The sequence below is a fragment of the Streptomyces sp. NPDC096013 genome (genome assembly GCF_044763565.1).
GTDB lineage: Bacteria > Actinomycetota > Actinomycetes > Streptomycetales > Streptomycetaceae > Streptomyces.
Window position 1 is genome coordinate 39951 of sequence record NZ_JBIWGK010000012.1, and the last position, 24855, is coordinate 64805.

Annotated in this window: 23 protein-coding genes and 7 pseudogenes; 16 read left to right on the forward strand and 14 right to left on the reverse strand. The window is 67.7% G+C overall.

Annotated features, from left to right (window positions below; genetic code table 11):
• Positions 1-605: 605 nt before the first annotated feature.
• From ACIRB1_RS33205 to ACIRB1_RS33215, 3 genes are all read left to right on the forward strand, one after another.
• Positions 606-1061 (forward strand): hypothetical protein, encoded by a 456-nt coding sequence (locus tag ACIRB1_RS33205; RefSeq protein ID WP_403467991.1) that lies wholly within the window; start codon positions 606-608, stop codon positions 1059-1061.
• Positions 1062-1129: 68 nt separating this feature from the next.
• Positions 1130-1435, forward strand: coding sequence for a hypothetical protein (locus tag ACIRB1_RS33210; RefSeq protein WP_403467992.1), 306 nt, complete (start codon positions 1130-1132; stop codon positions 1433-1435).
• Positions 1436-1929: 494 nt separating this feature from the next.
• Positions 1930-2319, forward strand: a complete 390-nt coding sequence (locus ACIRB1_RS33215; protein WP_403467993.1) for a DUF1275 family protein — start codon at positions 1930-1932, stop codon at positions 2317-2319.
• 17 nt (positions 2320-2336) lie between these two features.
• On the opposite strand, the gene ACIRB1_RS33220 is transcribed toward ACIRB1_RS33215, so the two are convergent.
• A complete protein-coding gene (locus tag ACIRB1_RS33220) occupies positions 2337-3170 on the reverse strand; it encodes an alpha/beta fold hydrolase (RefSeq protein ID WP_403467994.1) in 834 nt (277 codons plus the stop codon).
• A gap of 114 nt (positions 3171-3284) precedes the next feature.
• Here ACIRB1_RS33220 and ACIRB1_RS33225 point away from each other — a divergent pair, with 114 nt between their 5' ends.
• Complete coding sequence (locus ACIRB1_RS33225) at positions 3285-5561, forward strand: helix-turn-helix domain-containing protein (RefSeq protein ID WP_403467995.1); 2277 nt, start codon at positions 3285-3287, stop codon at positions 5559-5561.
• Between the two features lie 219 nt (positions 5562-5780).
• Here the strand turns inward: ACIRB1_RS33225 and ACIRB1_RS33230 are convergent, their stop codons facing one another.
• Positions 5781-6110, reverse strand: a complete 330-nt coding sequence (locus tag ACIRB1_RS33230; RefSeq protein WP_403467996.1) for a hypothetical protein — start codon at positions 6108-6110, stop codon at positions 5781-5783.
• A gap of 248 nt (positions 6111-6358) precedes the next feature.
• On the reverse strand, positions 6359-7285 hold the full coding sequence (locus ACIRB1_RS33235; RefSeq protein ID WP_403467997.1) for a hypothetical protein: 927 nt from the start codon (positions 7283-7285) through the stop codon (positions 6359-6361).
• Positions 7286-7482: 197 nt separating this feature from the next.
• On the opposite strand from ACIRB1_RS33235, the pseudogene ACIRB1_RS33240 reads away from it, so the two are divergent.
• Positions 7483-7620 (forward strand): annotated as a pseudogene (locus ACIRB1_RS33240) (IS701 family transposase); the annotation flags it as partial.
• Positions 7621-8185: 565 nt separating this feature from the next.
• Here ACIRB1_RS33240 and ACIRB1_RS33245 read toward each other — a convergent pair.
• On the reverse strand, positions 8186-8761 hold the full coding sequence (locus tag ACIRB1_RS33245; protein WP_403467998.1) for a TetR/AcrR family transcriptional regulator: 576 nt from the start codon (positions 8759-8761) through the stop codon (positions 8186-8188).
• An 86-nt stretch (positions 8762-8847) separates the two neighbouring features.
• Between ACIRB1_RS33245 and ACIRB1_RS33250 the strand changes: the two genes are divergently transcribed.
• Positions 8848-9717 carry an NAD-dependent epimerase/dehydratase family protein gene (locus tag ACIRB1_RS33250; protein WP_403467999.1) on the forward strand — a complete coding sequence of 290 codons (870 nt, stop codon included), beginning with the start codon at positions 8848-8850 and terminating at the stop codon, positions 9715-9717.
• Here the strand turns inward: ACIRB1_RS33250 and ACIRB1_RS33255 are convergent.
• Positions 9707-10445, reverse strand: a pseudogene (locus tag ACIRB1_RS33255) (transposase); the annotation flags it as partial. The gene ACIRB1_RS33250 and the pseudogene ACIRB1_RS33255 sit on opposite strands and share 11 nt — an antisense overlap.
• Before the next feature lie 272 nt (positions 10446-10717).
• On the opposite strand from ACIRB1_RS33255, the gene ACIRB1_RS33260 reads away from it, so the two are divergent.
• On the forward strand, positions 10718-11731 hold the full coding sequence (locus tag ACIRB1_RS33260) for a LacI family DNA-binding transcriptional regulator (protein WP_403468000.1): 1014 nt from the start codon (positions 10718-10720) through the stop codon (positions 11729-11731).
• A gap of 68 nt (positions 11732-11799) precedes the next feature.
• Here ACIRB1_RS33260 and ACIRB1_RS33265 read toward each other — a convergent pair whose 3' ends face one another.
• Complete coding sequence (locus ACIRB1_RS33265) at positions 11800-12528, reverse strand: family 16 glycosylhydrolase (protein WP_403468001.1); 729 nt, start codon at positions 12526-12528, stop codon at positions 11800-11802.
• Positions 12529-12970: 442 nt separating this feature from the next.
• Between ACIRB1_RS33265 and ACIRB1_RS33270 the strand changes: the two genes are divergently transcribed.
• Positions 12971-14257, forward strand: coding sequence for a glycoside hydrolase family 6 protein (locus tag ACIRB1_RS33270; RefSeq protein WP_403468002.1), 1287 nt, complete (start codon positions 12971-12973; stop codon positions 14255-14257).
• Between the two features lie 129 nt (positions 14258-14386).
• On the opposite strand, the gene ACIRB1_RS33275 is transcribed toward ACIRB1_RS33270, so the two are convergent.
• The 3 genes from ACIRB1_RS33275 to ACIRB1_RS33285 are packed head-to-tail and all read right to left on the reverse strand — an operon-like array spanning position 14387 to position 15506.
• The gene (locus ACIRB1_RS33275; protein ID WP_403468003.1) at positions 14387-14593 is read right to left on the reverse strand and encodes an IS3 family transposase; all 207 of its coding nucleotides are present in this window, start codon (positions 14591-14593) and stop codon (positions 14387-14389) included.
• Positions 14590-15015, reverse strand: a complete 426-nt coding sequence (locus tag ACIRB1_RS33280) for a hypothetical protein (RefSeq protein WP_403468004.1) — start codon at positions 15013-15015, stop codon at positions 14590-14592. Before ACIRB1_RS33280 ends, ACIRB1_RS33275 begins: the two co-directional genes overlap by 4 nt.
• 8 nt (positions 15016-15023) lie before the next feature.
• Positions 15024-15506, reverse strand: a complete 483-nt coding sequence (locus ACIRB1_RS33285; RefSeq protein ID WP_403468005.1) for an SRPBCC domain-containing protein — start codon at positions 15504-15506, stop codon at positions 15024-15026.
• Between the two features lie 102 nt (positions 15507-15608).
• Between ACIRB1_RS33285 and ACIRB1_RS33290 the strand changes: the two genes are divergently transcribed.
• From ACIRB1_RS33290 to ACIRB1_RS33305, 4 genes and pseudogenes are all read left to right on the forward strand, one after another.
• Positions 15609-16319: a TetR family transcriptional regulator gene (locus ACIRB1_RS33290; protein ID WP_403468006.1), complete on the forward strand. Its 711-nt coding sequence runs from the start codon at positions 15609-15611 to the stop codon at positions 16317-16319.
• A gap of 86 nt (positions 16320-16405) precedes the next feature.
• Positions 16406-17523: pseudogene (locus tag ACIRB1_RS33295) on the forward strand (IS630 family transposase).
• A gap of 250 nt (positions 17524-17773) precedes the next feature.
• Positions 17774-18211: an Rrf2 family transcriptional regulator gene (locus ACIRB1_RS33300; protein WP_403468007.1), complete on the forward strand. Its 438-nt coding sequence runs from the start codon at positions 17774-17776 to the stop codon at positions 18209-18211.
• Between the two features lie 40 nt (positions 18212-18251).
• Positions 18252-19103, forward strand: a complete 852-nt coding sequence (locus tag ACIRB1_RS33305; RefSeq protein ID WP_403468008.1) for an MBL fold metallo-hydrolase — start codon at positions 18252-18254, stop codon at positions 19101-19103.
• Positions 19104-19271: 168 nt separating this feature from the next.
• On the opposite strand, the gene ACIRB1_RS33310 is transcribed toward ACIRB1_RS33305, so the two are convergent.
• On the reverse strand, positions 19272-20060 hold the full coding sequence (locus ACIRB1_RS33310) for a hypothetical protein (RefSeq protein ID WP_403468009.1): 789 nt from the start codon (positions 20058-20060) through the stop codon (positions 19272-19274).
• A 163-nt stretch (positions 20061-20223) separates the two neighbouring features.
• Between ACIRB1_RS33310 and ACIRB1_RS33315 the strand changes: the two are divergent.
• A pseudogene (locus ACIRB1_RS33315) lies at positions 20224-20532 on the forward strand (hypothetical protein).
• Positions 20533-20551: 19 nt separating this feature from the next.
• On the opposite strand, the pseudogene ACIRB1_RS33320 reads toward ACIRB1_RS33315, so the two are convergent.
• Positions 20552-20644 (reverse strand): annotated as a pseudogene (locus ACIRB1_RS33320) (IS5/IS1182 family transposase); the annotation flags it as partial.
• On the opposite strand from ACIRB1_RS33320, the pseudogene ACIRB1_RS33325 reads away from it, so the two are divergent.
• A pseudogene (locus ACIRB1_RS33325) lies at positions 20642-20945 on the forward strand (IS5/IS1182 family transposase); the annotation flags it as partial. The pseudogenes ACIRB1_RS33320 and ACIRB1_RS33325 sit on opposite strands and share 3 nt — an antisense overlap.
• Here ACIRB1_RS33325 and ACIRB1_RS33330 read toward each other — a convergent pair.
• Positions 20944-21183, reverse strand: a pseudogene (locus ACIRB1_RS33330) (transposase); the annotation flags it as partial. The pseudogenes ACIRB1_RS33325 and ACIRB1_RS33330 sit on opposite strands and share 2 nt — an antisense overlap.
• Before the next feature lie 187 nt (positions 21184-21370).
• Between ACIRB1_RS33330 and ACIRB1_RS33335 the strand changes: the two are divergent.
• The gene (locus ACIRB1_RS33335; protein WP_403468010.1) at positions 21371-21751 is read left to right on the forward strand and encodes a hypothetical protein; all 381 of its coding nucleotides are present in this window, start codon (positions 21371-21373) and stop codon (positions 21749-21751) included.
• On the opposite strand, the gene ACIRB1_RS33340 is transcribed toward ACIRB1_RS33335, so the two are convergent.
• Positions 21741-22637: an IS5 family transposase gene (locus ACIRB1_RS33340; protein WP_403468011.1), complete on the reverse strand. Its 897-nt coding sequence runs from the start codon at positions 22635-22637 to the stop codon at positions 21741-21743. The two genes, ACIRB1_RS33335 and ACIRB1_RS33340, sit on opposite strands and share 11 nt — an antisense overlap.
• A 131-nt stretch (positions 22638-22768) precedes the next feature.
• On the opposite strand from ACIRB1_RS33340, the gene ACIRB1_RS33345 reads away from it, so the two are divergent.
• On the forward strand, positions 22769-23044 hold the full coding sequence (locus ACIRB1_RS33345) for a hypothetical protein (RefSeq protein ID WP_352186125.1): 276 nt from the start codon (positions 22769-22771) through the stop codon (positions 23042-23044).
• Positions 23045-23052: 8 nt separating this feature from the next.
• Here ACIRB1_RS33345 and ACIRB1_RS33350 read toward each other — a convergent pair whose 3' ends face one another.
• Entirely contained in the window at positions 23053-24489 is a 1437-nt protein-coding gene (locus ACIRB1_RS33350; protein ID WP_403468012.1) for an NF041680 family putative transposase, read from the reverse strand.
• Positions 24490-24855 lie beyond the last annotated feature (366 nt).

A 24855-nucleotide genomic window follows, 5' to 3' on the forward strand; every position in this document is an offset into this window, starting at 1 on the left:
CGAGGCCAAGCGCGCACGCGGCTGCCATGGCAAGGGCTTTAGGTGTTGAGATCTTCATCGATTCTCCACTATTTGCTATAGCACTGTACGGTGCAGTTCATTGCGGGATATAGCAGTTCTCCAGCGCTGCACCGCGCCGGGCTCCTCTCCGGCCCGATGTGCCGCAGCTTCACGGCCCATCCTCAATCAACGTGAACCCGTGCAGCTCCCGCCTTCAAACCCCGCAACTCGCCGGCGGTCTGGAGACATCCGGCACCGAGCCGCCCCACTCGGCGTGCGGCAGCGCCGCACGTGCCAACGGGCCGCCGATCTCCTGCGCCTCAGTCACGCCGCGTTCCGCCGCTGTGACCCTGCGTGCCATCGGTCCGACACGGCGGCTTCACGGATCGCCTCGCGCCTCCCTGTCCCGTGCGACACAGGAGGCGTGAGAAGCAAAGGTTACTTCCATATCCAGTACCGTATTTGCTACAGCATGATTGTCAACCTGTTAGACGACAAAAGATCTCGCCGGCGAGCTGTTCGCCGATCTCGCCGAGGCCTCCCGCTTCTTCCAGAGCGAGGCGAAGGGGTACTCGGCCACCAGGTCCGGCCGCCACCTGGACGGCATGGAACTGCACACCGACGCCTGGCACGTAGAAGCCGGCAGAGTCCGCTCCGCCGCATCGACCTTCTTCGACGACCCAGGCCGCTTCCCGTCAGGGAGTGCGACCCTGGACTGCGCCCTGGTCATGCGCAACGTTCCCGCCAGTTGGCGGCCGTCCCGGCCATGGCCACCGACCGAAGCGCTCAACTCGCCCTCTGAGTCGCTCAGTCAGGGCGGCATACCCGACGACCTGCCGCCCGGCCTCAAGCGCCTGCACACCCAGCGCACATGGCACACGATGCGGCTCGAGCGCATCGACCATTCTTCAGCAGCGGCGTGGGCGGGGCCGGGAACCAGTTCCATAGACGTGGCCAGGACCAGAGCGGCTCCCGCTGTCGTCGGCCTGGTAGCCGTTGGCAGGAAGAAGCGTTTATACCTCGCCAGCAGCGCGGCCGTTGTCGCCCGAGCCCATTCCTGAAGGCCCGCGGCCCGCTCGGTGCCACCGTTGATCCGGCAGAAGGCCCGGACACCAACACGCTAAGCGGCGTGAGGAGCGAGACCGACCGGGTGCGCGTATGGGAGATCCCGCTCCCCCCAGGCGAGCGCACACGCGCCCACCAGCACGTCCTGGACTACTTCTGGACCGCGGTCGCGGGCGGCCGCAGCCGCCAGCACACCGACGACGGCACCACCAGGGAGGTCGCGCACCAGGCGGGCGACATCCGGCACTTCACCTTCCGACCCGGCCAGTACCTCCTCGACGACTTGGAGAACACGGGTTCTACGACCTTGGTCTTCACCACCGTAGAGTTCAAGGACAGCCCGAACGCCGCATTGCCCCTGCACAGTTGACGGGCCTGGCCAGGACACGGTCACCAGCACCAAAGGTTCGACATGGCCGAAGGCGTCAGCGAACGGGGCTGCTCCCCGGGTGTTACGGCCCGAAGCCGCTCGTCCAGGCCGGCGCCGTAACCATGGGCTTCCACGAAGAGGGTGAGACCGCGGCGGTCGGACTCGCCCGCGACGGTATGTCGCGCCCTCCCGCACGGCAGAGCAACGGCACGGTCAGTCGGCTGCCGCACCGGGAGGGTGAGGTAATGGGCCTGCCCCGCACAGCTGCTGCCGCACTGGGAACACCTCGGCGCCACCCTCGGGAGCATCGCAGTGGCCACGAGGACGCCCCGTCCGGCGAAGAAGTCGCCGCCCTCGTCGGAACGAAACGTAACCCACCCGCATACCGTGCGCGAACCCCTCCCCCGAGGCTTCACCGTGCGGCACGTAATCCGGCTGCGTGGTCCAGGCCGCCGCGCGCCACTTGCCCGGCACCCCTTTCCGTCGTGCCCGGCATGACCCCTCCCGCCCAACTGCGTCCGGTACTACTGGGCATCTCGACCGTGGCCGCCTTCGTAGCGCCCGGCGCCACGGCCAGCGTCTACGCCCTGATCGCCGTCACGGCCTTCGCCGTGGGCCCGCGCAACGCCACGGTCCGCAGGCTCGGCGTCCCTGGCCTGACGACGACCGTGCTGACCATGACGTTGACCGGCCGCGCGGCGGACTCCCGTGCGGGCGGCGGACCCGGCACCCGTTCGCCCTGCCGCATGGCGTCCGTGACCTCGATGGTCACCGGGGCCGCGCTGGGCGCGTGGCTGGTGCTCCATCACGGTGTGGGCATTCCGCCGGCGATCTCGGCGGGGCTGGTGAGCGTGTCGGCGGTGGCGGCCTCCGGGTGCGACTGACCACCCCTTGCCGAGGGCTACTTGGCGAGGAAGCCCAGCAGCGCCGCGTTGACCTCCTCGGCGTGCGTCCACAGCAGCCCGTGCGGCGCGCCCTCGATCTCGACGTACTCGGCGGACGGCAGCAGCGCGTGGAAGGGCCGTCCGGTCGAGTCGATCGGCAGGATGCGGTCACCGGTGCCGTGCACGATCAGCGCCGGTACGTCGACCTTCGCCACGTCGGCCCGGAAGTCGGTGATCCAGGTCGGCACACAGGCCACCGAGGCGTGGGCCGAGGAGCCCGCGGCCACGTTCCAGCTGTTGCGCAGTGCCTCCTCGCTGATCCGGCTGCCCAGCGTCTCGTCCAAGTTGTAGAAGTCCTGGTAGAAGGCGCTGAAGTAGGCGTACCGGTCCTTGGTGACCGCCGCCAGGATCCCGTCGAAGACGTCCTGGGGCACACCGGTCGGGTTGTCGTCGGTCTTCAGCAGGAACGGCTCCAGCGAGGCCAGGAAGGCGGCCTTCGCGACCCGCCCCGAGCCGTACGCGCCCAGGTAGCGGCCCACTTCGCCGGTGCCCATGGAGAAGCCGACGAGGACCGCGTCCGTCAGGTCCAGGCTGGTCAGCACCTTGTCGAGGTCGGCGGCGAAGGTGTCGTAGTCGTAGCCCGTGGTCGGCTGCGAGGAGCGGCCGAAGCCCCGGCGGTCATAGGTGATGACGCGGTGGCCGGCCTCGAGGAGCGCGGGGACCTGCCGCTCCCAGGAGTGGCCGTCGAGCGGGTAGCCGTGGATCAGGACGACGGGCTGTCCGGTGCCGTGGTCCTCGTAGTAGAGCTCGATGGGCGCGCTGTTCTCTTCACCGACGGTGATGTACGGCATGGGGGTTCGTCCTCTCTAAGTGGAGAGTCCAGCTCACCACGGACAGCCGCGGGCAACCAGGCAGAAGTGCAGGCGGAAGTAGCGAGCATTTGGTCACTTGGTCTAATTGTCGTGATGACCAGTCATGACTCAGAACCAGCACCGTCCGAGGTTCCGCACGGCGGCACCGCCTTCGGCATGATGCTGCGCTCCTTGCGCCGGAGCGCCCAGCTGACCCTGGAGGAACTGTCCCAGGCATCCGGGGTGAGCGTCCGCGCACTCGGTGACATGGAACGCGGTCGGAGCCGGGGGCCTCAGCGTCGTACCGTCGACGCCCTCGCCGTCGCCCTCGGGCTCGATGACGAGGAGCGCGAGCGCCTCCAGCGGCTGGCCGACGCCGGCCGGGAACGCGGCGGGGCGCCGGCGCCACCGTATCTGCTGCGGACCGTCCCGGACTTCACCGGCCGGGAGCAGGAGCTGGCCGAGCTGGAGGCCCTGGCGACCGGTACCCGCACACGTGGCGTGGTGCTCTTCGGGCCGGGCGGACAGGGCAAGACGACGCTCGCCGCAGAAGCGCTGCGCCGGCTGTCCGGCTTCTTCCCGGACGCCCGCGTCTGCGTCCAGTTGCACGGCATGAGCGATTCTCCGCTGCCGGCCGGCGAGGCACTGGTCCTCCTGCTGACGGCGCTCGGTCATCCGCCGGAGCGTATCCCCGTCGGCCTCGCGGCCCGCGAGGCCCTCTACCGGGCCACCCTCGCCAGCCGCCGCGCCCTGATCGTCCTCGACGACGCGGCCGACGAGGCACAGACCAGACCGCTGTTGCCGGACGCCGAAGGCAGTCTGGTGCTGGTCACCAGCAGGAGTCCGCTCGCCGGTCTCGAAGGGGTACGGCGGATCCGGCTCGGCGGGCTCAGCGGCGGCGAGTCGGCGACGCTCCTGGAGCGGATCCTCGGCACTCCGCGCACCGACGGACAGTCCGAGGCGATCACCCGGCTGACCGAGCTGTGCGGGCACCTCCCGCTGGCCCTGCGGATCGTCGGCAACCGCCTCTCCAGCCGCCCGAACTGGACCCCCGCCCGACTGGCCGGCCAACTGGCGGACGAGGGGCGCCGGTTGAGCGGCCTGGTAGCGGGCGACCTCGCCGTGCGCAGCGCGCTCGCCCTCTCCTACGGCCAACTCACCGACGCGCACCGGCTGTTGTTGCGCCGTCTCGCCCTCGTCCCTGGGCACGACACGGGGCCCGACCTCGCCGCCGTCCTGACCGGCGACGATCCCCTCACCACCGAGGACTCCCTCGACCTGCTGGTGGACCGGGGCCTGCTGGAGGAGACGGCGCCCGGCCGGTACGCCCCGCACGATCTCGTACGGCTCTTCGCGCGGGAGCAACTCCGCGACGAGGAAACCGAGTCGGCGACCCTGGACGTGCGACTGCGCATGGCCGACTGGCTGATGCGCTCGGCCTCCGCCGCGGGCCGCCGGTTCGAGGCACCCGGTGCGCCGGAGCCCTGGCCGGGCGAACCCGCCGCCTTCGCCCCCGGGTCCGCCGAGGAGGCGGAGGAGTGGCTCACCGCCGAACGCTCCAACTGGGCCGGCGCCCTGTCCCACATGTTCGCGGCGGACCGGCACCAGGAGATCCTGCACGCCTCGCGCACCCTGTACTGGTTCTCCGACCGCTGGTGCCAGTGGCCCGAGTGGCGGACCCTGTTCTCCCACGGCGCCCGGTCCGCGGCCGCCCTCGGAGACCGGGTGGCCGAGGCCCACCAGCTCAACTGCCTCGCCTGGGCCCACTCGGTCGGCGCGTCCCGGTACGAGGAGGTCGAGCAACTCGCCCGCCAAGCCCTCGAGTTGGCCTCGGAGACCGGTGACCTGGACCAGCAGGCCTGGTCGTGGTCGTACATCAGCGGGGCCTGTATGGGTCTGGGCCGGCCCGCGGAGGCGGCAAAGGCTGCCGCCCGGGCCACCCGGCTCTTCGAGACCACCGGGGACTCCACCGGCAGGGCCGTCTCCCAGCGCGTCCTCGGCACCGCCCTGCGCGAGTCCGGCCACGGCGAGGAGGCACTGGCCCTGCACCGGGACCTGCTCGGCACCCGGCCCGCGGACGTTCCCGGCCTGAGCGAGTACGTCGAAGCCCTGCTGCGCTGCGAGACCGCCAGGGACCTGCTGGCTCTGAAGCGCTGGCCGGAAGCGGTGGAGGCCTTCCGGGCGGTCGGCACACCGTCCGTCCACACCGGCATCGACCGTCTCCGGGCCCAGACCTCCATCGGCCTCGCCACGGCGCTGGAACACGTCGGCGAGCGCGCCGAGGCCCGCGAACACTACATCCGGGCCCGCGACCAGTTCACGGCCTTCGGCGACACGGCGTCCGCGGCGGAGGCCACCGCCGGGATCGAGCGTCTCGGATCCATCGACTGAGACACAGCACGACGAGACCTTCACCCCAGGCCGGCCGCCGTCCGGTGATCGGGCCGCCTCTCCTTCGCCGGCATCGAGTGCGCTTCAGCCGCCGCCCGGTACAGCCGCATCCCGGAGTCGCGCCGCACGTCGTCGAGGGCCCAGACACGCCCGCCGTGCCGGACCGGGTGCCAGGAGAGACCTCCAGCACCCGCCCGGCCTCCTGAGCCTGCCCCTCCCTCACATCGCGCCCGGCCCCGCGGCGCGGCCCGCCGCTCTGGGCATCGGGCGAGCACCCTGCTCCGGGACACGGACGGCCTGCAGGAAGGTGCTCTCCGCGCGAGCCGACCAGCCGATCACCGTCACCCTCGCCCGCTGAACGCACTGCCAGCCCGCCGCAACGGGGACCCTCCCCATCGGCATCGACCAGGGCCCGGGCGCCTCGTCCTGCCGTCCCTGTTCGTCGACGTCCTCCAGCCCGCCGACGACGGCGCCCTGCTGGTCGCCCAGATGTCCACTGCCACCGCCCACCCCGGCCGCTGGCACCTGCCCGGCGGATCCGTTGAACACCCGAACTTTTCAAGAAGCACCTGCGTGTGAGCGGGAGTTGTACGCCAACGATCTCGACGACGCGTTCCAGGTGCTGCGGGGGGCAATACTCCTCGAGCCACGAAGGCGATCAGGTCGACTTCGGGGGGCTGGCCGACGGCGGCCTCACCGGGTTCTTCGGCCGCATCACGCTGTCGGAGGCGGACGCGGAGCGGCCTTGAGTCCTCCAAAGAAGGACCCGGCCTGTGCCCTCAGCGAGAATCCCGATCTCATGGATCGCCGCTGACTACCTGTACGAGTCGCCACTCGCCACGTACCTTCACAGCGGAAAGCAGGATCCGCCAGCCGGTCCGGGCCCGGGCGGCGATCTCAGGGCGTACGGGGATAGGGCCGACCAGCGGGCAGTCGTCCTCATCGTCGTATCCCCTGTCGTAGTCCTTGAATGTCAGGGAATCGGCGGTCACTTCCTCGATTGTCAGGTACTGGCAGTCGACGTCGGCCTCGATCAGGGAGCGGTCGGACCAGGGCACGAGATCGTCGTGGCCGAACGCGTCGACAAACGCCTTGACGGAGGCCCGCTCGTCCACGGTGATGCCTATGTCTTCCAGACGCCGTCGTGCCGAATCGGCGTCGAGGTGGCCGTTCGTGACCATCCAGTCGAGCAGATCGGTTACCACGCGTTTCGCCGCCCGGAACTCGTCGGGGGAGGCGTGCTGCTTGTGGGGCAGGGTGCTGCTGAAGAGAGCGCCCAGTTCATCGACGATCTCTGCCGGTGCCATCTCGGTGGACGGCTTGTCGCCGTACCAGCCGATACTGAAACGCAGCGTCGAGATGACCTCGTCTGCCTCTTCGAACGCGTGCATGTCGTCCCACCGCTCGACGAGGTAGCGCGACAGCACGACGGCGAGAGTGGTCTCCTCACTCCGCGCCTCGGCCCGGACCTGTGCGCCACGATGCTGGTGGTAGGCCAGTCCGGCGGCCAGGTCCCACGGCACCTCATCCAACCATTCGTCGCCCTCGTCCCAGGCGATCTGGTGCTCGGCGAGCAGCGGACGCAGTCTCTGCCACAGGTCGGGCTCGTCGGGCGGGCGGCGCTGGGCGCGCTTCTCGTGCAGGGTCCTGTCTTCCACGCAGATCCGCACCCGTGACCGTCGGGTCAGCGTCTCGAGCCCTTCCAGGACGGCCGTCAACGCCATCCTGTGTGACGTCACTCCTGTAGCGCTGCCACTGATCTCGCGCTGGCGGGTCCCATAGATCAGGACCGCCGCCCACCCGCCGAACCCCTCCTCGCACCTTCCGGCCGCGTACAAGACGACTTCGCTCGAGGCACGATCCATCAACCCTCCCGCAGTACGCCGAGACGACACGATGATCTCACCACGACACATCGGGGAGGGCCAAGCGCAACTACCGCGAGATGAAACAGGCCCTGGGACTGACCCACTTCGAAGGCCGCACCCAGAGCGGCTGGCATCACCACGTTACCCTCGTCTCCGCCGCCCACACCTTCAGCACCTTGCAGCGACTGGCCCGAGACCCAAAAGACGCGGTGCGTGCGGGCCTGAGCCTCTACCAGGTCGTCCGCGAGCTGCAGACACTCCTCTCAACCCTTACCGGCACCTGTCCCACCTGCCACCGCAACATACCCACACCATCACGAACCTGACCAAGCCCTACTAGAACGTGTTCCGGATGGGGCGATGGTGCTGGCCGATTGCCTTGATCGATACCGCGACCTCTATCGGCCGGGTCTTCGGGTGGAATACCTGTAGCCGTGACCAGTGCCCGTCCGCGCTGACAGTTCTCGACCGCATGGTGCCGATCCAGCACCTCAGCAGGCTCCGCAGGATGTCATCTCACCCCGGAGCCGTTCACCTCGCCCGACCTTCTAGGGCGAAATGGGTTGAAGTTCGGGAGATCGATGGCGACGAGGGTCGTCGGCTGGTGCGAATCGTGCGCAGGGGCAGGGGCTCGGTGGTGACTCGGCGGCGGGCCCGGATGATGCTGCTCCCGGCGATGCCGGTCGCGACGATCATCTTCACCAGCACTGCGCGCGGCGCCACGTATCGGACAGCGTCGCATTCCGGCCAGGCAGGCTATTCGAGCGCGGACACAGCGGTCTTCAACTCGCCAAACACCTCTCGCGCGTACTCGACGAGAGTCCGCGGATCCGCTGTCGACGTCCACCGGTCGAACGCGCCGTAGAAGGCACGCACGCCCAGTTCGGCCGCGAGATCGGCGACGAGTTCCGAGACACCGCGCGTGCGAAGCGCCTGCGCCATCGCCCCGGAGAGCGCCACCCGCTTGGAGGCAGAGCGCTCCTGCAGTTCCGCGCTGTTCGCGATGACCGCCCGTAGCCGCCGCCCGATGTCGCGCCGGTCCTCGGTGAACGAGGAAGCGAGTCCGTCCAGCGCCAGGCCGACCGTCTCCAAAGGCGTGGCCGATTCGGGCGCCTCGGCGATCGCCTCGGCGGTGATCCGGTTGTGGATCTCCTGGCCCGCGAACAGCACCTCGCGCTTGTCGGTGAAGTGCCGGAAGAACGTGGTCTTGGTCAGCCCTCCGGCCCGCTCGGCGATCTCGTTGACCGTCGTCGCCTCGTACCCCTGCTCCGCGAACAATTCGACTGCGGCGCGGACCAGGCGTTCCCGTGCGTTCGGTTCCCATCGAGCCATGAGGGCCATCCTAGGTGATGTGACTTGGTATCGTCACCATGCTAGCGTGATGTTACCAAGTCACTTCACTTCCCGGGGAGATCCTCATGCGCGTCTTCGTCACCGGCGCCAGCGGCCACATCGGCTCCGCCGTTGTTCCCGAGCTCATCCACGCAGGTCACGACGTCGTCGGCCTCGCCCGTTCCGAGGAGGCGGCAGCGACCGTCAGGGCCATGGGCGCCGAGGCCCGCCGCGGGGACCTGACCGACCTCGACGGGCTGCGCGAGGCCGCCCGCGACGCCGACGCGGTCGTCCACCTCGGCTTCCAGCACGAGGGCATCGCGTCCGGCCGCTTCGCCGAGGTCGCCGCACAGGACCAAGAGGTCGTCCACGCGATCTGCGGCGAACTCGTCGACACCGGCAAAGCCTTCCTCGGCATCGGCATGGGCCGCGTCGAGGACCTGGTGAACCACCCCAACCCCCGCGCCAAGGTCGCACTCGCCATCCACGGGTACACCGGACGCGGCGTACGCACCGTCCTGGTCGCGGTCCCGAACGTCACCCACAGCGAGCGCGACCGGAACGGGTTCATCCCGCAGTACATCCGGATCGCCCGCCAGACCGGCGTCGCCGGCTACATCGGGGACGGCGCCAACACCTGGGCCGCGGGCCACACCCTAGATGTTGCCCGCGTCTGGGCGCTCGCACTGGATAAGGCCCCAGCCGGCTCGCAGGTCACCGGTGCCACCGAGGCCGGCATCCCAGTCCGCACCATCGCCGAGTCCGTCGCCCGCCACCTGGGCATCGAGGCGGTCAGCATGTCGGCGGAGCAGGCAGCCGAGCACTTCAAGGTCTTCCCCTTCATCGGCATCGACGTCAAGATGCCGAACCAGGCGACCCGCGAACTGCTCGGCTGGGAGCCGACCCACCCCACCCTGCTCGCCGACCTCGACGCAGGCTTCTACTTCAATCGCTGAACCGCCAGGAGGGGTGGCGCTTCCAGTGCCGCATCCAAGCAACGTTCGCCCTGGCGACAACTTCGCGTAGGCGTTCGTCGGCGGCGTACTTGTTCCGCCAGATGATGTAGCGGCGGATCATGCCGCCCTGAGCCTTGTGGCTGGGGTGGTCGGTGCCGTCGAGGACGAAGTAGCGCAAGGCGGTGGACTGGGCCTCGATCCGGTTGAGCCGGGAGCTGTTGGTCGGGATGTAGTCGATCTCGACGTTGTTCGCCGCCGCCCACGTTCCGACCCGCCGGCACCGCTTCGTCGTCAGGTGCGGAGAAAGTTGTCGCAGATTGTCGCAATGCGCACGTCCGCCGGGTGCAGCGAGCGCAGGTAGCGGCAGAACTCCAGGAACTTCGAGCGGTTGTTGATCTTCTTGATGTGGCGGTAGAGCTGGTCCTTGCCCAGGTCGTAGGCGGCGAACAGGTGCCGGCCGCCGTGCGGTCGGGTGTAAGTGGCCCGCCTGCGGGGTCTGGGTCGCGGTCGGGGTCGTTGCCCTTGCCGCCGCGTTCGGCCCACTGCCGGCCGGGGTGCGGCTGGAGGTTGAGCGGCCCGAACTCGTCCAGGCAGAAGACGACTTCGGGCTCACCTTCCTCGGGTACGACCTCGCTTTCGGCGAGCGCGTAGAGGTGCTCGACGCAGGCCGCCTTGGCGGCGTAGTCGGGGTCGTGGGAGGTCTTCCAAGTCTTCACGCTTTGACGGGATGGCGGACCAACGAGTCCTGGGATTAGGACGCCGCGTGACCCGCATGAGCTCGTGAACTGGGAAAACAACCCCCTTGCGGGAGAACGTGTGCCTGTGTTCTGCGGGATCGACCGGGCAGAAAGGCATGTGCGCCGTGAGGCGCACCAGCGCCTCGTAGCGTAGAGACCACGCATGCAGGGGAAGTTGGGAGTCATGGCAGAGAGGCGTCAGAGGACGGAGCAGACAAGAATGGACGGACTTGCACGTACGCGGTGACATGAAGGGGTAAGTGATGCATGAGGTCTCGCGGTCGGGACGGCCGACGCTCGACGAGGTGGCTGCGCTCGCCGAGGTCTCCCGCTCCGTCGCGTCCCGGGCACTCAACAACGCTCCGCATGTCAGCCGGGCCAAACGCGACGCGGTAGAGCGGGCCGTACGGGAACTTGGATACGTGCCGAACCCCAAGGCCCGGGCGCTGGCCACGCGCCAGGCGGGGGCAGCGGCTCTCGTCATCTCGCAGCACGATTCCTCAGTGCTCGCGGACCCCTTCTTCGGACAGGTCATCGCCGGAGTCTCCAGTGTCCTCGAAGAGGCCGACCTGCATCTCATGCTCTGCCTGGCCGCCACCGACCGGGCCCGGAAGCGGGTCGGGGACCTGCTGCGGTCCCGAGGCGTGGACGGCGTGATGATGATGGCGCTGCACGCCGACGACCCCCTGGCACACCTGGCAGCGGAGACGGAGCTGCCGGTCGTCTTCGGCGGACGCCCTGGAGGCGCCGAGCCGCGCTGGTACGTGGACATAGACAACGTCGCCGGCGCACGGCGCGCTACCGAGCATCTGATCGCCGGCGGACGCACCGACATCGCCACCATTTGCGGGCCCCTGGACACGGAGGTGGGCCGTGCACGCTACCAGGGCTACCGGGAAGCGCTGCTGCTCGCCGGGAGGACGCCGCACGCCCCCGAGACCGGGGACTTCAACGAGCCCAGCGGGGCCTTGGCCATGGCCAGGCTGCTCGAGAGACATCCCGCCGTGGACGGAGTGTTCGCAGCGAACGACAACATGGCCGCGGGGGCCCTGCGTGCACTGCGCGCAGGCGGCCGCTCGGTTCCGCACGACGTCGCCGTCGTGGGCTTCGACGATCTCCCTGTGGCGCAGATCGCACACCCGCCGCTGACCACCGTTCACCAGCCGATCCGTGCCCTGGGACGGGAGATGGCCCGCATGCTGGTCGGTGTCATCGAGGGCGCAGACCCCACTCCCCTGCTGCTGCCGTCTCATCTGGTGGTGCGTTCCAGCGCCTGACCGTGCGAACCACCCTCGCGGGATCCCGCACGGGCGGCGGCCATCGCGGAGGATGGCCGCCGGTCAGGTCACGGGTAGTACGGCGTGTACGTGATCGAGGAGACCTTCAGGTAGCGGGCGCCGTCCGCCGTTGCCCAGGTCGAGTTGTCCGGATTACCCGGCCAGTCGCCTCCCACCGCCGTGTCGACGATGAAGTGCATGCCGGTGCCGGCCGGTGTGGTGTAGGGCTTCGAGCCCGTGATGATGCCGTCCACCGCGAAGTCGACGTGGTCGGGCCACCACGTGAACGAATACGTGTGAAACGCGTTCGTCCACCCCGAGGAGTTGTTCTTCGAGTACTGAGTCTGCCCGTTGTTCTGGTCGTGAAGTGTCTGGTAGACGGTGTGGTTGTTCTGGCCGACGATCTCAGCGGCGTCGAACTCGGGCAGCCACGGGTTCAGGTAGGCCGCCCACACCGCCGGGAGCAGCCCGCGTCCGTCGGGCATGTTCGCGGTGAAGCTGTAGGTGCCGTAGCCGTAGAGCGCCTTCGACTCCACGCGACCCGAGTAGTACGTCCCGTTGGCGGCCTTGTATGTCTTGATCATCAGGGTGCCGCCGTCGTACCAGACGCAGTTCGGCGTGTACGTCTCCAGCTCGTTGTTGGCGGTCCACCTCCCGTTGATGACATTCCACGAGTTGACGGTCTGGGGACTCCCCCAGGAACTGGCTTGCGCCGGGTGAGCGGAGAAGGGCAGCAGCAGGCATGCCGTCACCAACGTGACCGCGCTGCGGACCGACGTGAAGAGACCAGCTGGCATGGTGAGCTCCGTTGCTCGGCCGTGGATTCGTTTTGGAAGCGCTTCCAGTCAAGGTGGCACTTCGCTCCGATGACGGTGAACATGACAGCGCCGTAACTTCCTGTCAATAGCTTCGACTTCAACTGTTGAACAAGAACGGGTCGATCGCTTCGTTGAGCGAGCTCGATTGAACTGAAGGCGGTGCCGATCCGGACGTTGCGGGTCACCGAGTTCGGCGTGTGAATGCAAAGGTGAGACGACGCGACCCCACGTCTCGTTCCTCATGCAGCCGTATACATCATCCACTTCAGTCTTGACACGGGCTCTCGTGCGCTCAATCATCACAAAACTGGAAGCGCTCCCAACTGTGCGTCGCATGGCGGGGAGCCGTGAGATTCGAGGCTCCGCCGGTGCAGTAGCCCGGCATACCCACACGTGTGTACTGAAAGGGAGACTCCACCCCATGATGAATGGCAGAGCGCTCCGCCGACTGGCCCTAGCGGCCTGTGCGGCGGCTCTCGTGGTGACAGGCCTCACCTCCGGCGCCCAAGCCACCCCCGGACCGGCATCGAGCCGAACACTGGGCAGCGGCACACGCTTCTACGTCGATCCGCACAGCGAAGCCGCTCACCAGGCCCGCTCCGACCTGCGGGCCGGCCATCTGGCCGACGCGCGCAACATGGCCGAACTCGCCAGCTGGCCCGAGGCGGTCTGGCTGACCGACGGAACCCCTCAGCAAGTCGGCGATCGCGTCCGAGGCATAGTCCGGGCCGCGAAGGCGACCCGCTCCGTCCCCCTGCTGGTCCTGTACGACGTTCCTGGCCGCGACTGCGGCTCCTATTCGGCCGGCGGCGCGGCCGACTCGGCCTCCTACGACGCCTGGGTGAAGGCTGTCGCCAGAGCCATCGGCACCTACAAGGCCGTCGTCATCGTCGAACCGGACTCACTCGCGCTGCTCCCCAAGGACTGCGGCCCGGACACCGACCCGACAGGTTCGCTCACCACCGCCCGTATCGCCGAGGTCAGATCGGCCGTGGGCACCCTGGAAGCCGACCCGGCGACCTCCGTCTACCTTGACGCCGGCAACAGCAAATGGCAGCCCGTCGGTGAGATCACCGGCCGGCTGATCGACGCGGGCCTGCGACAGGCGCAGGGATTCGCCCTCAACATCTCGAACTACCAGCCGACCGACCAGCTCAACCGCTATGGCACATGGGTGTCCAAATGCGTCTGGTACGCCACGGAATCCCTTGACCCCGCCGGGCGGGCGGACCAGTGTGCCAGCCAGTACTACTCCTCGGCTGCCCCCAACGACGGGCTCCCGGGCGACGCGGTCGAGTTCGACGACCCTTCGACCTGGCACTGGACCGACGCCTGGTACGACAGCAACGTCGGCACACCTCGTACCGACCGGCTCACCCACTACGTCCTGGACACCAGCCGAAACGGACAGGGTGCATGGACAGCCCCGCCCGGCAAGTACACCGACGATGAACCCTGGTGCAACGCCCCGGGCCGCGGAGTCGGCAACCGCCCCACGACGCAAACCGGCGCCCCCTTGGCCGACGCGTACCTGTACGTGAAGACCATCGGCCAGTCCGACGGCACCTGCCACCGCGGCACGGCCGGACCGGGAGACCCCGAGTACGGCGGCGTCGAGGATCCGCCCGCCGGTGCCTGGTGGCCGGACTTCGCCCACACCCTCGCCAGCAACGCCAACCCTCCGCTGACCTTCAACCACGCGCACTGATCACACCGCTTGGCACACCAACCCGGCTCTCCCGGTATCGGCCCCCGATAACGCACCTGCGGTGAGCTGCACCCCGTTTCGTGGCGTCCACGGACTGGCCCGAATTGGGTGGAGTCGAGTTGCTTGGTCTCACGCTACCGGTGGGGTGCGGAGTTCGTACTCCACCGGGTTGAGCATGCCCAGGGCGGAGTGTCTGCGCTGGCGGTTGTGCAAGATTTCCAGGTATTCGAAGAGTGCGGTGGACAGCTCCAGCCGCGTCCGCCACCGTCTGCGGTTGAGCAGTTCGAGTCTGATGTCGCAGCCGGGAACGGTGAGGACGTCACAGTCGCAGATCACCTCGCCCACCTGGGGCGTACGACGGTTTTGTGCGCCGAGACGTGCAATCCGACGGAACCCTCGTCCCACAGTCGGGCGAACTCCGCGCTGGGGGACCGCAGTTCCTCGACGAGGTCGGTCAGGCCGCAGCTGTGTGAGTAGTCGGCGACAGCGGTGCCCAGGTCGGCGATTCCGTAGAAGGACAGGCAGTGGTCAGCAGTGCATGCCTTTCCTGGTGTTGCAGAAGCTTCTGTTCCTGCGGTGGCGGCTCCGCGGGCGGCCGGTCTCGGCCAGCTGAGCGCTGCGGTGGACCGTGTGGGTCTTTGTGATTCTGAGCTGAGGACGGTCGGGAGGACGGCTGATGTCCCGAGCCCCGGGGCGCGGTGGAGGTGCTGACGAACGATGAGGTTTGCCAGTGCCTGCCGTTCAGTCGCTTCCCGCACCGGCTTTGCTAGAGGTGGTCGGGGCTCCGGGGGTAGTGGGGGCGTAGGTTGCCTTGGTCGTCGAGGTTGTTCAGCAGGGCGGGTAGGCCCTTGGTGAGCATTTTGGCGCGGACGGTGCCAAGGATCTTGGCCATGAAGAAACCTCCGGCCCCGGTGAAGCCGGTGTGGTCGTAGGTGAAGCGCGTCCCGTGGTCATGCGGTTCGAGCCGGTAGGCGACCTCGGTTATCTCGCCCCCGGCTTCGTCCTGCCACGAGTAGCGCAGCAGAGAGGGCGCGCGTACCGCCAGCACCTCACACCTTACGACTCCGCTCCAGCCGGGCTTGGGCTTCGCGATGAACTTGAACGTGGTGCCGACCGTGGTGGCGAAGCCTTCCGGCCGAGCGCCGGCTCCGGTGGCTGTCCACAGCGGAATCAGTGCCGGATCGGTGAGCGCATGCCAGACCTTCTGTGGTGGGTGTGGGTAGTCGCGGACGATGTGGATGGCGCTCATGAAGAGCCCCTTTCGGCTGGAGTGTCAGACACAACCCTAAGTTACAGTCAATGTAAATATACAGTAGTAGAAAAAACATTATGGCTGGACTATGCTGCGACGATGACCATGCGCACCGTGGATTGGACGCCCCTGCGTCCGCGCGACGAGGAACCCGTCGCCGAGGGGCTACGGGAGCGCAAGAAGCGGATCCTGCGACGCCAACTGTCCGACACGGCCACCGAGATGTTCATGGAACGGGGCTTCGACGCCGTACGGGTCGCCGAGGTCGCAGAAGCGTGCGGGGTTTCCGAGAAGACGGTGTTCAACTATTTCCCGACCAAGGAGGCCCTTGTCCTCGATCTGGGCGAGGCCACATTGGTCTCCCTGCGAACCGCTCTGGCCGATCCGAACCTGCACCCGGTCGACGCGGCGTTGACGATCCTCTCCGAAGAGCTGGCCAACATCACGTCATGGCTGAGCGCGCAGAACGACCCGGCCGAGGCCAGGGCCATGTTCTTGCGCTTCGGCATGCTGATCAGATCCACGCCGTCCCTGCGGGCCTACCAGCGCGACACGGCCGACCGCCAAGTTGCCGTCGCCGCCGAGGTATTGGCTCAACGCACCGGGATGAGCCCGGACGACCCCGAACCGCAGATCGCCGCGACCGCCTTGCTCGCACTGTGGCCCGTCCAGTTCCGGGCGCTGCGCAGGCATCTGAGCCTCACTCAAACCCCCGCGGAACTGCATGACGCGGTCAACGCCGACGTCCGACGCGCTGCCCACCTCATCGACACCGGACTTAATTCACTTACTCCCGGTCGGCGTGGCTAGTGCTGTGACCACATAGGTCCGGCGGGCTGGCGCTTCCGGCGGTTGGATGTGCGGTGACGTCCGCCCGTCTGATCGTTGGGGGTGTGGTGGCTGAGCCTGTCCGTGTGCGCAGGTTGACCGACCAGGAGGGGCAGAGGCTGCGGCAGATCGTGCGCCGGGGCAGCACCGGCTCGGTGCGTTATCGGCGCGCGATGATGCTGCTGGCCTCGGCCGACGGGAGCCGAGTGCCAGTGATCGCCCAACTGGTGCAGTCCGACGAGGACACCGTCCGGGACGTGATCCACCGGTTCAACGAGATCGGCCTGGCCTGCTTGGACCCTCGGTGGGCGGGAGGCCGTCCCCGCCTGCTCTGCCCTGACGACGAGGACTTCGCCATCCAGACGGCCACCACCCGCCCGACCAAGCTAGGCCAGCCCTTCACTCGCTGGTCCATCCGCAAACTCGCCGCCTACCTCCGGAAAGTGCATGACCGCGTCATCCTCATCGGCCGTGAAGCGTTACGGTGCCTGCTCGCCGGCCGCGGCATAACCTTCCAGCGGACCAAGACCTGGAAGGAGTCACCGGACCCCGACCACGACGACAAACTCGAACGCATCGAACACGTCCTTGACCCCTTCCCGGACCGGGCGTTCGCGTTCGACGAGTTCGGCCCGCTCGGCATCCGCCCCACCACCGGCTCGTCCTGGGCCAGGGCAAGTCACCCCGAACGGCATCCTGCCACCTACACCGCATCCACGGGGTGCGCTATTTCCACGGCTGCTACTCCGTCGGCGACGACACCCCGTGGGGCGTCAACCGCCGCGCAAAGGGAACCGATAACACGCAGGCCGCACTCAGATCGATCCGCGCGGCCCGCCCGGACGGTGCCCCGATCTACGTCATCCTGGACAACCTGTCCGCCCACAAGGGCGACAGGATTCGGCGCTGGGCGAAGAAAAGCCGGGTCGAGCTGTGCTTCACCCCGACCTGCGCGTCCTGGGCCAAGCCGATCGAGGCCCATTTCGGGCCGCTCCGGCAGTTCACCGTCGCGAATTCGAACCACCGCAACCACACCGTCGAGACCCGAGCTCTGCACGCTTACCTGCGCTGGCGCAACAGGAACGCCCGCCACCCCGACGTGCTCGCGGCCCAGCGGAAGGAGCGTGCTCGCATCCGCAGCGAGAAGGGCATCCGCTGGGGCGGCAGGCCTGCGCTCGCGGCGTGAGTTGCTCCGATCAAAACTCTTCCGCGACGTCGTCGGACGATCAGGTCCGGAACAGCAAGAGTGCCTCGGTGCGTGCACGCCAGTGGGCGTGCCCCCCGTCGTAGCCGGTCGATCGAATCTGAGGCGTTCGGGACGTCTCAACCTTGTTTCAACAGATACGCGCAGACGGCAGGGGTCCGTCGACGGCGGCACCAGTGCCCGCGCATCGGCAGGCTTGCATTGACGTAACAGAAATAGTTACAGTGACTCCATGGGTGCGAACAGCAGACTGACCATCGCGACGCACGCGCTGGCGTGGATGGCGTTCAACGAGCGCGGCGGCGCGGAGCTGACCACCTCGGAACAGATCGCAGGCAGCGTCAAGACGAATCCGGTCGTCATACGCCGGCTCATGTCCGAGATGGGAAAGGCCGGGTTGATTAGCTCCCGGCGCGGCGCGAACGCCGGATGGCGGCTGGCAAAGGCACCGGAGGCAATCAGCCTCCGTGACATCGACGACGCGCTTGGAGCGGAGGCAGCGTTCGCGATGCACCGCAACGAGCCGAGCGCCATCTGCCCGGTCGCCCGCGGCATCCGCCCCGCGCTGGCGCCCGTATACGCCCGGGTCGGTGACGCTGTAAGGCGCGAGCTCGCGGCCACCAGCCTCGCGGACGTCCTGCGAGACACCCTCGGCGTCGACGGCGCCTGAACGTGCCGTGCGTTGAGGAACAGCACGAGAGGGAACATCAATGTCCGATAGCAAACTCGCGTACGCCGTGCATACGGCGACCAGGCAGGGAGTCACCCGTGACCTGCCACACGGTCCCGAGGACCTGCAGTGGGTCTCGAACAGCGCCACCTTGATCTACGGCGACCAGGACGCGGTACTGGTCGACACCTACACCTCGATCGAGCAGAACGCCGAGCTGGTCCAGTGGGTGAGGTCCTTCGGCAAGCGCCTGACCTACGTCTACATCACCCACGGCCACGGCGATCACTTCTTCGGCATCGGTCAGCTCCAGGAGGCGTTTCCGGAAGCCAAGGCCGTCACCTCCCATGGCAGCGTCGCCGTTGCGCACTTCCAGGGCGGGCCGCGGTACCGTGCGGAGTTCTGGGAGAAACTGTTCCCGGGACAGATCCCTGAAGTCTCATACCCCGAGCCTCTCGGCGCCGAGTTCTTCGAGCTGGAGGGTCACCGGCTGGAGGTCATCGAGGCTGGCTTCACCGACACCTCCGACAGCACCAGCCTGTGGGTGCCCGACCTCCGCCTGATCGTCGCCGGCGACGTGGCCTACAACGACACCCACCAGTACACCGCAGAGACAACCACCGAGACCCGGGAGCACTGGGCGCAGGCCGCCGAGCAGCTTGCCGCGCTCCGCCCGGCAGCAGTGATCGCCGGACACAAGAAGCCGGAAGCCGTCGACGACCCGGCAATCCTCGAGCAGACGGCGAAATACCTGCGCGACTTCAACAAGGCCGTCGCCGAGACCGCCACGGCCGAGGAACTCTACGACCGGATGCTCGCGCTCTACCCACATCGGGCCAACCCCGGCGCGCTATGGGGCGGGTCGAAGACCGCAAAGCCCGCGCACAGCTGAGCAACACCCGGCGAACCTACGTGCTAGACGCCGTCCGCTTCAAGCAGCCCGACGTCGATGGAGAGGACCGTTGGCGGAGCAGCTGTTGGCCACGTGTGCGTCGGCGGTCGGGAAGCGGACGGTTCCGGCCGGGGCCGCCGCTTTGCTCCGCTGCGGCGGCCCGGTTGGTCACCTCACGTCAACGAAGTCGCCCGCGGCCGTGGCCGGGGCGGTGGTGGCGGTGCCGGTGAACACGAAGCGGAAGTAGCCGTCGGTCGTCGCCTTGGTGGTGGTCTTCAGCGAGCCGCCGGATCCGCTGGTGACGGTCTTCAGCGCGGTGTAGACGGAGCTGCCCTTCTTGCGGAACTGGAGCTGGACGGGCCGGTTCTGGTAGCCGGTGTGGCTGCCGTTCTCCCAGCTGGCGCGGGTCAGCTTCCCGGTCACCGTGATCGTCCTGCCCTTCTTCACCGGCTCGGGCGAGGCGTTGACGGTCACCGTGGCCGACCGCTTGATGTCGGCCATGCCGGCGACGTCGGTCTCCGTCCAGTCGTCGCTGGTGTCCTGTGCCCCGGCGAGCACCTTCCAGGCGCCGGCGAGGGCGTTGTGGCCGACGTCCCGTGCGGCGTCCACGGTGAAACTCACCTTGCAGGTGGAGGTGGTCGGGTCGGCCGCCGAGACCACGCAGGTGCCCGTCGGCGGATACTGCGGCAGGATGCCGTCGGCGTCGTCGGTATTGGGGCCGTGCCACAGGTAGGCCCAGGACGCGGTGATGCCCTCCGGGTCCTGGGCCGTCCACGTGATCGTGACGGTCTTTCTGGTGGTCGGGCCGAGCACGATGTCCTTGCCGCCGTTGACCACGACATGCGAGAACGTGGTGCTGTCGGCGGCGGGGTCCGCCGCGTGTGCGGTGGCCGGAAGCACCGACGCGGAAAGGGTGGCCGTCAGGAAAGTGACGGCGACGGTCGGGCGCATGCGCATGAAGTCCCCCCTCGGGACGCCGGGTTCGCCGTTTCCCCGTGTACGGCGAAACCTGATGGTGTGTCATCGGTGGCTAGACCCGCGAAGGGCGCTCCCGGTTGCCCTTCCGGCGGCACGCATCTCGCGTTGTAGGTTCCCGGGCCCCCTCGTAGAGTCACCAGCCATGTTTCTACGTCTTCGCATGCGCCGAGCGCTGCCGGCAGCAATGCTCGTGACAACGCGGCGGTCAGCGCTCCTCGTACCACCCTTGCCGCACTCGACAACGACGAGGCGGCGCCCGTGGAGGAGACCTCGCCGCACGGCCTGGCCCTTGAGCAGTCGCCAGCCGGTGCCGGCGCCACCCAAGCGGCCCGGCGTGAACTGAGCGAGGACGACGTGGTCGAAGTCGTAAAAAGCGGAAGCGGCCGAACGACTGGATCCTGCAGCGCAGTTGACCGCTCCCGCGCACGTTTTAAGAGAGCGTTTGATCTAGGTGGATTGCCCGTTATCTTCTAGGAAGTTCCTCGCCAGGTAGGGGTGGTCTGGTCTGCTATGCGCCGGACGAGGTTGCCGACCGAGGCGATGTGAATCATGGCTTGCGAGCTGGCTGGCGCGACGAAGGAATCTTCGCCCAGTTCAATTACGACCTCACCGCCATGGCCCGTGTGAAGGAGGGGCGCAAGCCCGAGCCGACTGGCTCCGTCATCGCCGTCCAGAGTGTCAAGACCTCCACCAACGTGTTCCCTGGCCAGCCAGGGAACCGATGCCGCGAAGAAGATCGTCGGCCGGAAACGGGGCATCCTCACCGACACGATCGGTCTCATCCTCGCCGTGACCGTCGCCGGCGCCAGCCTCTTCGAGAACTTCATGGAGATACGCCTCCTCGACCAAGCGAAAGAAACCTGGCGGCGTAGTAGAAGTAGACGGTGCCGTGGCCGGGGAACGCGTGTGGGAGGTATTTCCAGGGGATTCCGGTGCGGTTGAGATAGAGAACTGCGTTGAACACGTCACGTAAGTCGACTTGGGCCGGCTTTCCGGTGGGTCGGCGTTCGAGCCGGGCGTTCCGCTAGGCCGTCAACGTCGGCTCGATCAGGGCCCATCGGGCGTCGGACAGGTCGCTGGGGTACGGTTTGCGCTCGCTCACGGCACAGCGTGATCACGACCAAGGCGGAAATCTCTGCTCCGCAGAGGAATGGGAGATTCTGCCGCGCCTTCACGTCAGACCGCGTTTGAGATCTGCCGTGGAGCCGTAGGACCCAGCTCAGGTCGAAGGACCGGAGGGGCGGTCCCGCTTTGGTGATCGGTAGGGTCGGCAGGCTGGAGGGCATGTGATGTTGCAGGTTCTGTACAGCGGGGCAACCAAAGAGCTCGAGCTCTCTGGGACGCGTCAAGGGCTCTTGGCGCTCGGGCAGTTGCTGCGGGGGAAGGCCGGAAGCTGTGATCTCTCGGAGAGACCGCACCCCTTCCCCTACGAGAGGTCGCTGTCCAAGATCGTGTTCCGGGAGGATCCGGAGCGCGACACCGCTTCGATCATCACGGAGGACCAGGTCCTGCGGATCCAAGGAGGGCGGAAAGCTCTCGACCTCCTCGCCGACAACATCGAAGACTTCGCCTGCGAAGCAGATGCAAGCGATCATTGCCACGTCGACTCCCCGGCATGCGACTACATCGCGCCGGAATCGGACCCACTGGTGATCGCGTTCATGACGTGAGCGGAGGGCCTTCGGCCACACGGCGGTTGAGTCCGCAGACCTCAGCGCGAGAGAGCGCCCCTGGGCCTGGTCGGGTTGCCGGTCGGCCTCGGGTGAGGCGACGGACCATGACGCCGATCATCGCCCAGCGGATCATCGTCTCCGAATGGGTGGGGTTGGTCCCGTAGTCCCTGGCCAGACGCCGGTGAGCCTTGAGCCACGAAAAGGTACGCTCCACCGCCCACCGCTTGGGCTGGACCTGGAAACCGCGCTGGTCAGTGGCTTTTCGGACGATCTCCAGATCACGGTCTCGGATCTGGGCGGTCCACTCGCCCAGGCGGCCGGCGAAGCCCTGGTCGGCCCAGACCTTCCGGACCCCGGGGTGATCGAGCCTGGTCCACAACAGCGGCCGCTTCGCGCCGTCGCGGTCCTGGATGCTCGCCGCGACGACGTGGACGGACAGGAGAAGGCCGAGGGTGTCGGTGACGATGAACCTCTTGCGGCCTTTCACCTTCTTACCCGCGTCGAAGCCCCTGGTGGCAACAGGGACGGTATCGGCGGTGCGGACGGACTGCGAGTCGATCAGCCCGGCGCTCGGCTCCGCGTCACGGCCGTCGGCTTCACGGACCTTGCCACGCAGGGCGTCATGGATGCGCTCAAGGGTGGGTGGCCGGCGGGAGAAGCATCCGCGGCGGCGGATCGTGGATGCGATCTCCTGCGTGGTCCGGAGAGGGTGTTCCTGGCGGCAACTGCCGAAGGACTTCGCTCCGTGGCCGACGGCGTACTGGTACTTCACCCGGTGGCACGACGACGGTTCGGCCCCACCCGCCGACGGCAACAACGGCTCCACCAGCGCCCACTGCTCATCCGTCAGGTCTGACGGATACCCACCCCCAGGACTACTCACTGTGAGCTCGACGAGCGCCTCAGCAACGGGATACGGCAGATCTCAAACGCGCTCTCAGCTTGTTCTTTATGGTTTGAGCCGCCTGACAGCGTGCGACAAGGCCAATCCAGTCCCTGAGTAGGGTTGTGGCCATGGCCAAGGGAATGGGGCGACAGCCCAAGGTGGATCTGGACAGTGGCGTCGAGGACGCGGCGATGCTCATCCTGGAGTGGCTCGGCGAGCAGGGTGTAGGTGCCATGATCCGGGTCGACGCGGAGCGGATGCGGGACGGTCAGCCAGCGTGGACATTCGCAGCCTCTGGTGGGCCCTTGGACGGTGGGATGAGGGCCGATGGGGCCTCGGCCGCCGAGTGCATGGGCAGGGCATTGCTTGGGTTGCGAGAAGCCGGCCTGGTCGTTCCTTTCTGAAGCCGTGTTCAGGGTCTGAGCTGGTCACGTTCGGTGATGCTTTCGGGGCGTCTGGCGGTCTTGCCGACGTCATGGCGGGTGGCGGGGTGACGGTTCTTCGAGCCGGGCGGCCTGCCGGGACCGGGCCGGTTGGGTTTCGGTGCCCGAGCCGGACAGGGCAAGTTCGGGCGGAGGTTCCTGAACCCCCGGCGGACCCGGGCCGGGGTGAGCCGACCGGGCTCGGCCGCCTTCTCCCATGGACGACGGAGGTCAGCGACCAGGGGCCGGACGAGGCGGAGTTGGGTGTGGGCGGCGATGATCAGCCAGGTCCACCGGTCCGCCGCCGTGGGCGTGCGGAGCTTCGGACGGGTCCAGCCCAGCGTCTGCTTGATCATCCGGAAGGTGTGCTCCAGATCGAACCTGCGCAAGAACGCCTGCCAGCGCAGATCGACGTCCTCACCTGACAGGCCGGCCGCCGACGACCACAGCCAGACCGGCAGTGGATTATGACCGCCGGGCAGACGGTCGACCTCCAGACGGATCAACGTACCCTCGATGAGCGGGAGTTCGCCGATGTGGTCGATCCATGCCGAGCGCGTAGTCAGCCTCGGGTGAATGCGGTCCCAGGCCATCACGCGAGCGGTGCCGTAGCGGTCAGTGACCTGCACGGTTTCCGCGTCCGGATCGCCCCAAGAATCCGGCTTGGCGAAGCGGAGCTCCTTGCCGTGCTTCGGCGGGCGTCCTCCCTGTGGCGGAGAGATCCAGGGGACCGGGACGGGCTTGCGCATCACACGGTCCGTGCGCATCCGCCCCAGGACCTCCACCGGTAGCTCGGCCAGGAGATGGGCCATGCGCGGAGCGTCGTATCCGGCATCGAAGACAACCAGGATGTCGCGGTCACCCAGCTTCCAGCGGCCCATCTCGATGAGGTCGGTTACCACCCGGCGGACCTGGGCAACGGTGACATCGTCGGCCGGCCCCAGCCGCAGCGCATCCAGGATCTGACACCACGAGGTCCGACCCGACTCCAGCGCGGCGACGAACGAGTAGGGCCAGCCGGGCACGAACTGGTCCGAGGAGCGTCCGCTCCGGCCGTAGACGTGACAGAACAAGCGGTCCGCACTCGTCGGCGCGTCCGGCCGCAGCCAGTGGGTGACATCCACTGCCAAGACCAGGCGCCCGTCGGCGGCCTGCGGCTGCGGCAGCCCAGCCAGCACCTGCCGCAGCCGCGACACATCGACGTTCCCGCCGTTCAAGGCTTCGTACATCGCGCCGTGCCCGCGCCGGTGCTCAGCGGTCAGCGTGAGGTCGACCGGTGTCTTTACCGACCCGTCCGCACACAACAGGGCGTCGGTCAGCTCGAACAGCGTGTCCCCGCGCGCAGTCAGGCAGTCGAAGAAGGCCTCCAGGAAGTGTGACGCCACCGCGAACGCTTCCCGCCGGACATCGTGATGCAGCAGACTCATTCCCCTACGGCCTTCGTACTGGTCAAGTGCCTCTTTGGTCGGAGCACATGATCAGACGGAGGCCGTGTTCACGTCCCCAGAATCCTCGTACGAGCGATCACGTTCGGGACATCGTTCGAGGTCAGACCATAAAGAACAAGCTCAGAAGGGTTTCCGGGCGCAGAAGCGGATGAGACGGGCAGTCGGGCTCGCGTCCGCTTCTGGGATGTCCGACATCTACAAGGTGAACTGCGTCGAAGTGGGGCACTCAAGTAGGCCGCACAACGGCCTTGACCCGCATAAACGCCCTCTCGGCGGGCCTTAAGTCCGTTTCTGGTAGCGGCCTCGTCCGGGTTGCGTGAGGAAGCCTTGGCGGGTGAGGCGTCC

Coding starts and splice junctions, on each gene's coding strand:
- ACIRB1_RS33205 (WP_403467991.1), top strand. CDS start 606: ATGGAACTGCACACCGACGCCTGGCACGTAGAAGCCGGCAGAGTCCGC.
- ACIRB1_RS33215 (WP_403467993.1), top strand. CDS start 1,930: ATGACCCCTCCCGCCCAACTGCGTCCGGTACTACTGGGCATCTCGACC.
- ACIRB1_RS33220 (WP_403467994.1), bottom strand. CDS start 3,170: ATGCCGTACATCACCGTCGGTGAAGAGAACAGCGCGCCCATCGAGCTC.
- ACIRB1_RS33225 (WP_403467995.1), top strand. CDS start 3,285: ATGACCAGTCATGACTCAGAACCAGCACCGTCCGAGGTTCCGCACGGC.
- ACIRB1_RS33235 (WP_403467997.1), bottom strand. CDS start 7,285: ATGGCGTTGACGGCCGTCCTGGAAGGGCTCGAGACGCTGACCCGACGG.
- ACIRB1_RS33245 (WP_403467998.1), bottom strand. CDS start 8,761: ATGGCTCGATGGGAACCGAACGCACGGGAACGCCTGGTCCGCGCCGCA.
- ACIRB1_RS33250 (WP_403467999.1), top strand. CDS start 8,848: ATGCGCGTCTTCGTCACCGGCGCCAGCGGCCACATCGGCTCCGCCGTT.
- ACIRB1_RS33260 (WP_403468000.1), top strand. CDS start 10,718: ATGCATGAGGTCTCGCGGTCGGGACGGCCGACGCTCGACGAGGTGGCT.
- ACIRB1_RS33265 (WP_403468001.1), bottom strand. CDS start 12,528: ATGCCAGCTGGTCTCTTCACGTCGGTCCGCAGCGCGGTCACGTTGGTG.
- ACIRB1_RS33270 (WP_403468002.1), top strand. CDS start 12,971: ATGATGAATGGCAGAGCGCTCCGCCGACTGGCCCTAGCGGCCTGTGCG.
- ACIRB1_RS33285 (WP_403468005.1), bottom strand. CDS start 15,506: ATGAGCGCCATCCACATCGTCCGCGACTACCCACACCCACCACAGAAG.
- ACIRB1_RS33290 (WP_403468006.1), top strand. CDS start 15,609: ATGACCATGCGCACCGTGGATTGGACGCCCCTGCGTCCGCGCGACGAG.
- ACIRB1_RS33300 (WP_403468007.1), top strand. CDS start 17,774: ATGGGTGCGAACAGCAGACTGACCATCGCGACGCACGCGCTGGCGTGG.
- ACIRB1_RS33305 (WP_403468008.1), top strand. CDS start 18,252: ATGTCCGATAGCAAACTCGCGTACGCCGTGCATACGGCGACCAGGCAG.
- ACIRB1_RS33310 (WP_403468009.1), bottom strand. CDS start 20,060: ATGCGCATGCGCCCGACCGTCGCCGTCACTTTCCTGACGGCCACCCTT.
- ACIRB1_RS33335 (WP_403468010.1), top strand. CDS start 21,371: ATGTTGCAGGTTCTGTACAGCGGGGCAACCAAAGAGCTCGAGCTCTCT.
- ACIRB1_RS33345 (WP_352186125.1), top strand. CDS start 22,769: ATGGCCAAGGGAATGGGGCGACAGCCCAAGGTGGATCTGGACAGTGGC.
- ACIRB1_RS33350 (WP_403468012.1), bottom strand. CDS start 24,489: ATGAGTCTGCTGCATCACGATGTCCGGCGGGAAGCGTTCGCGGTGGCG.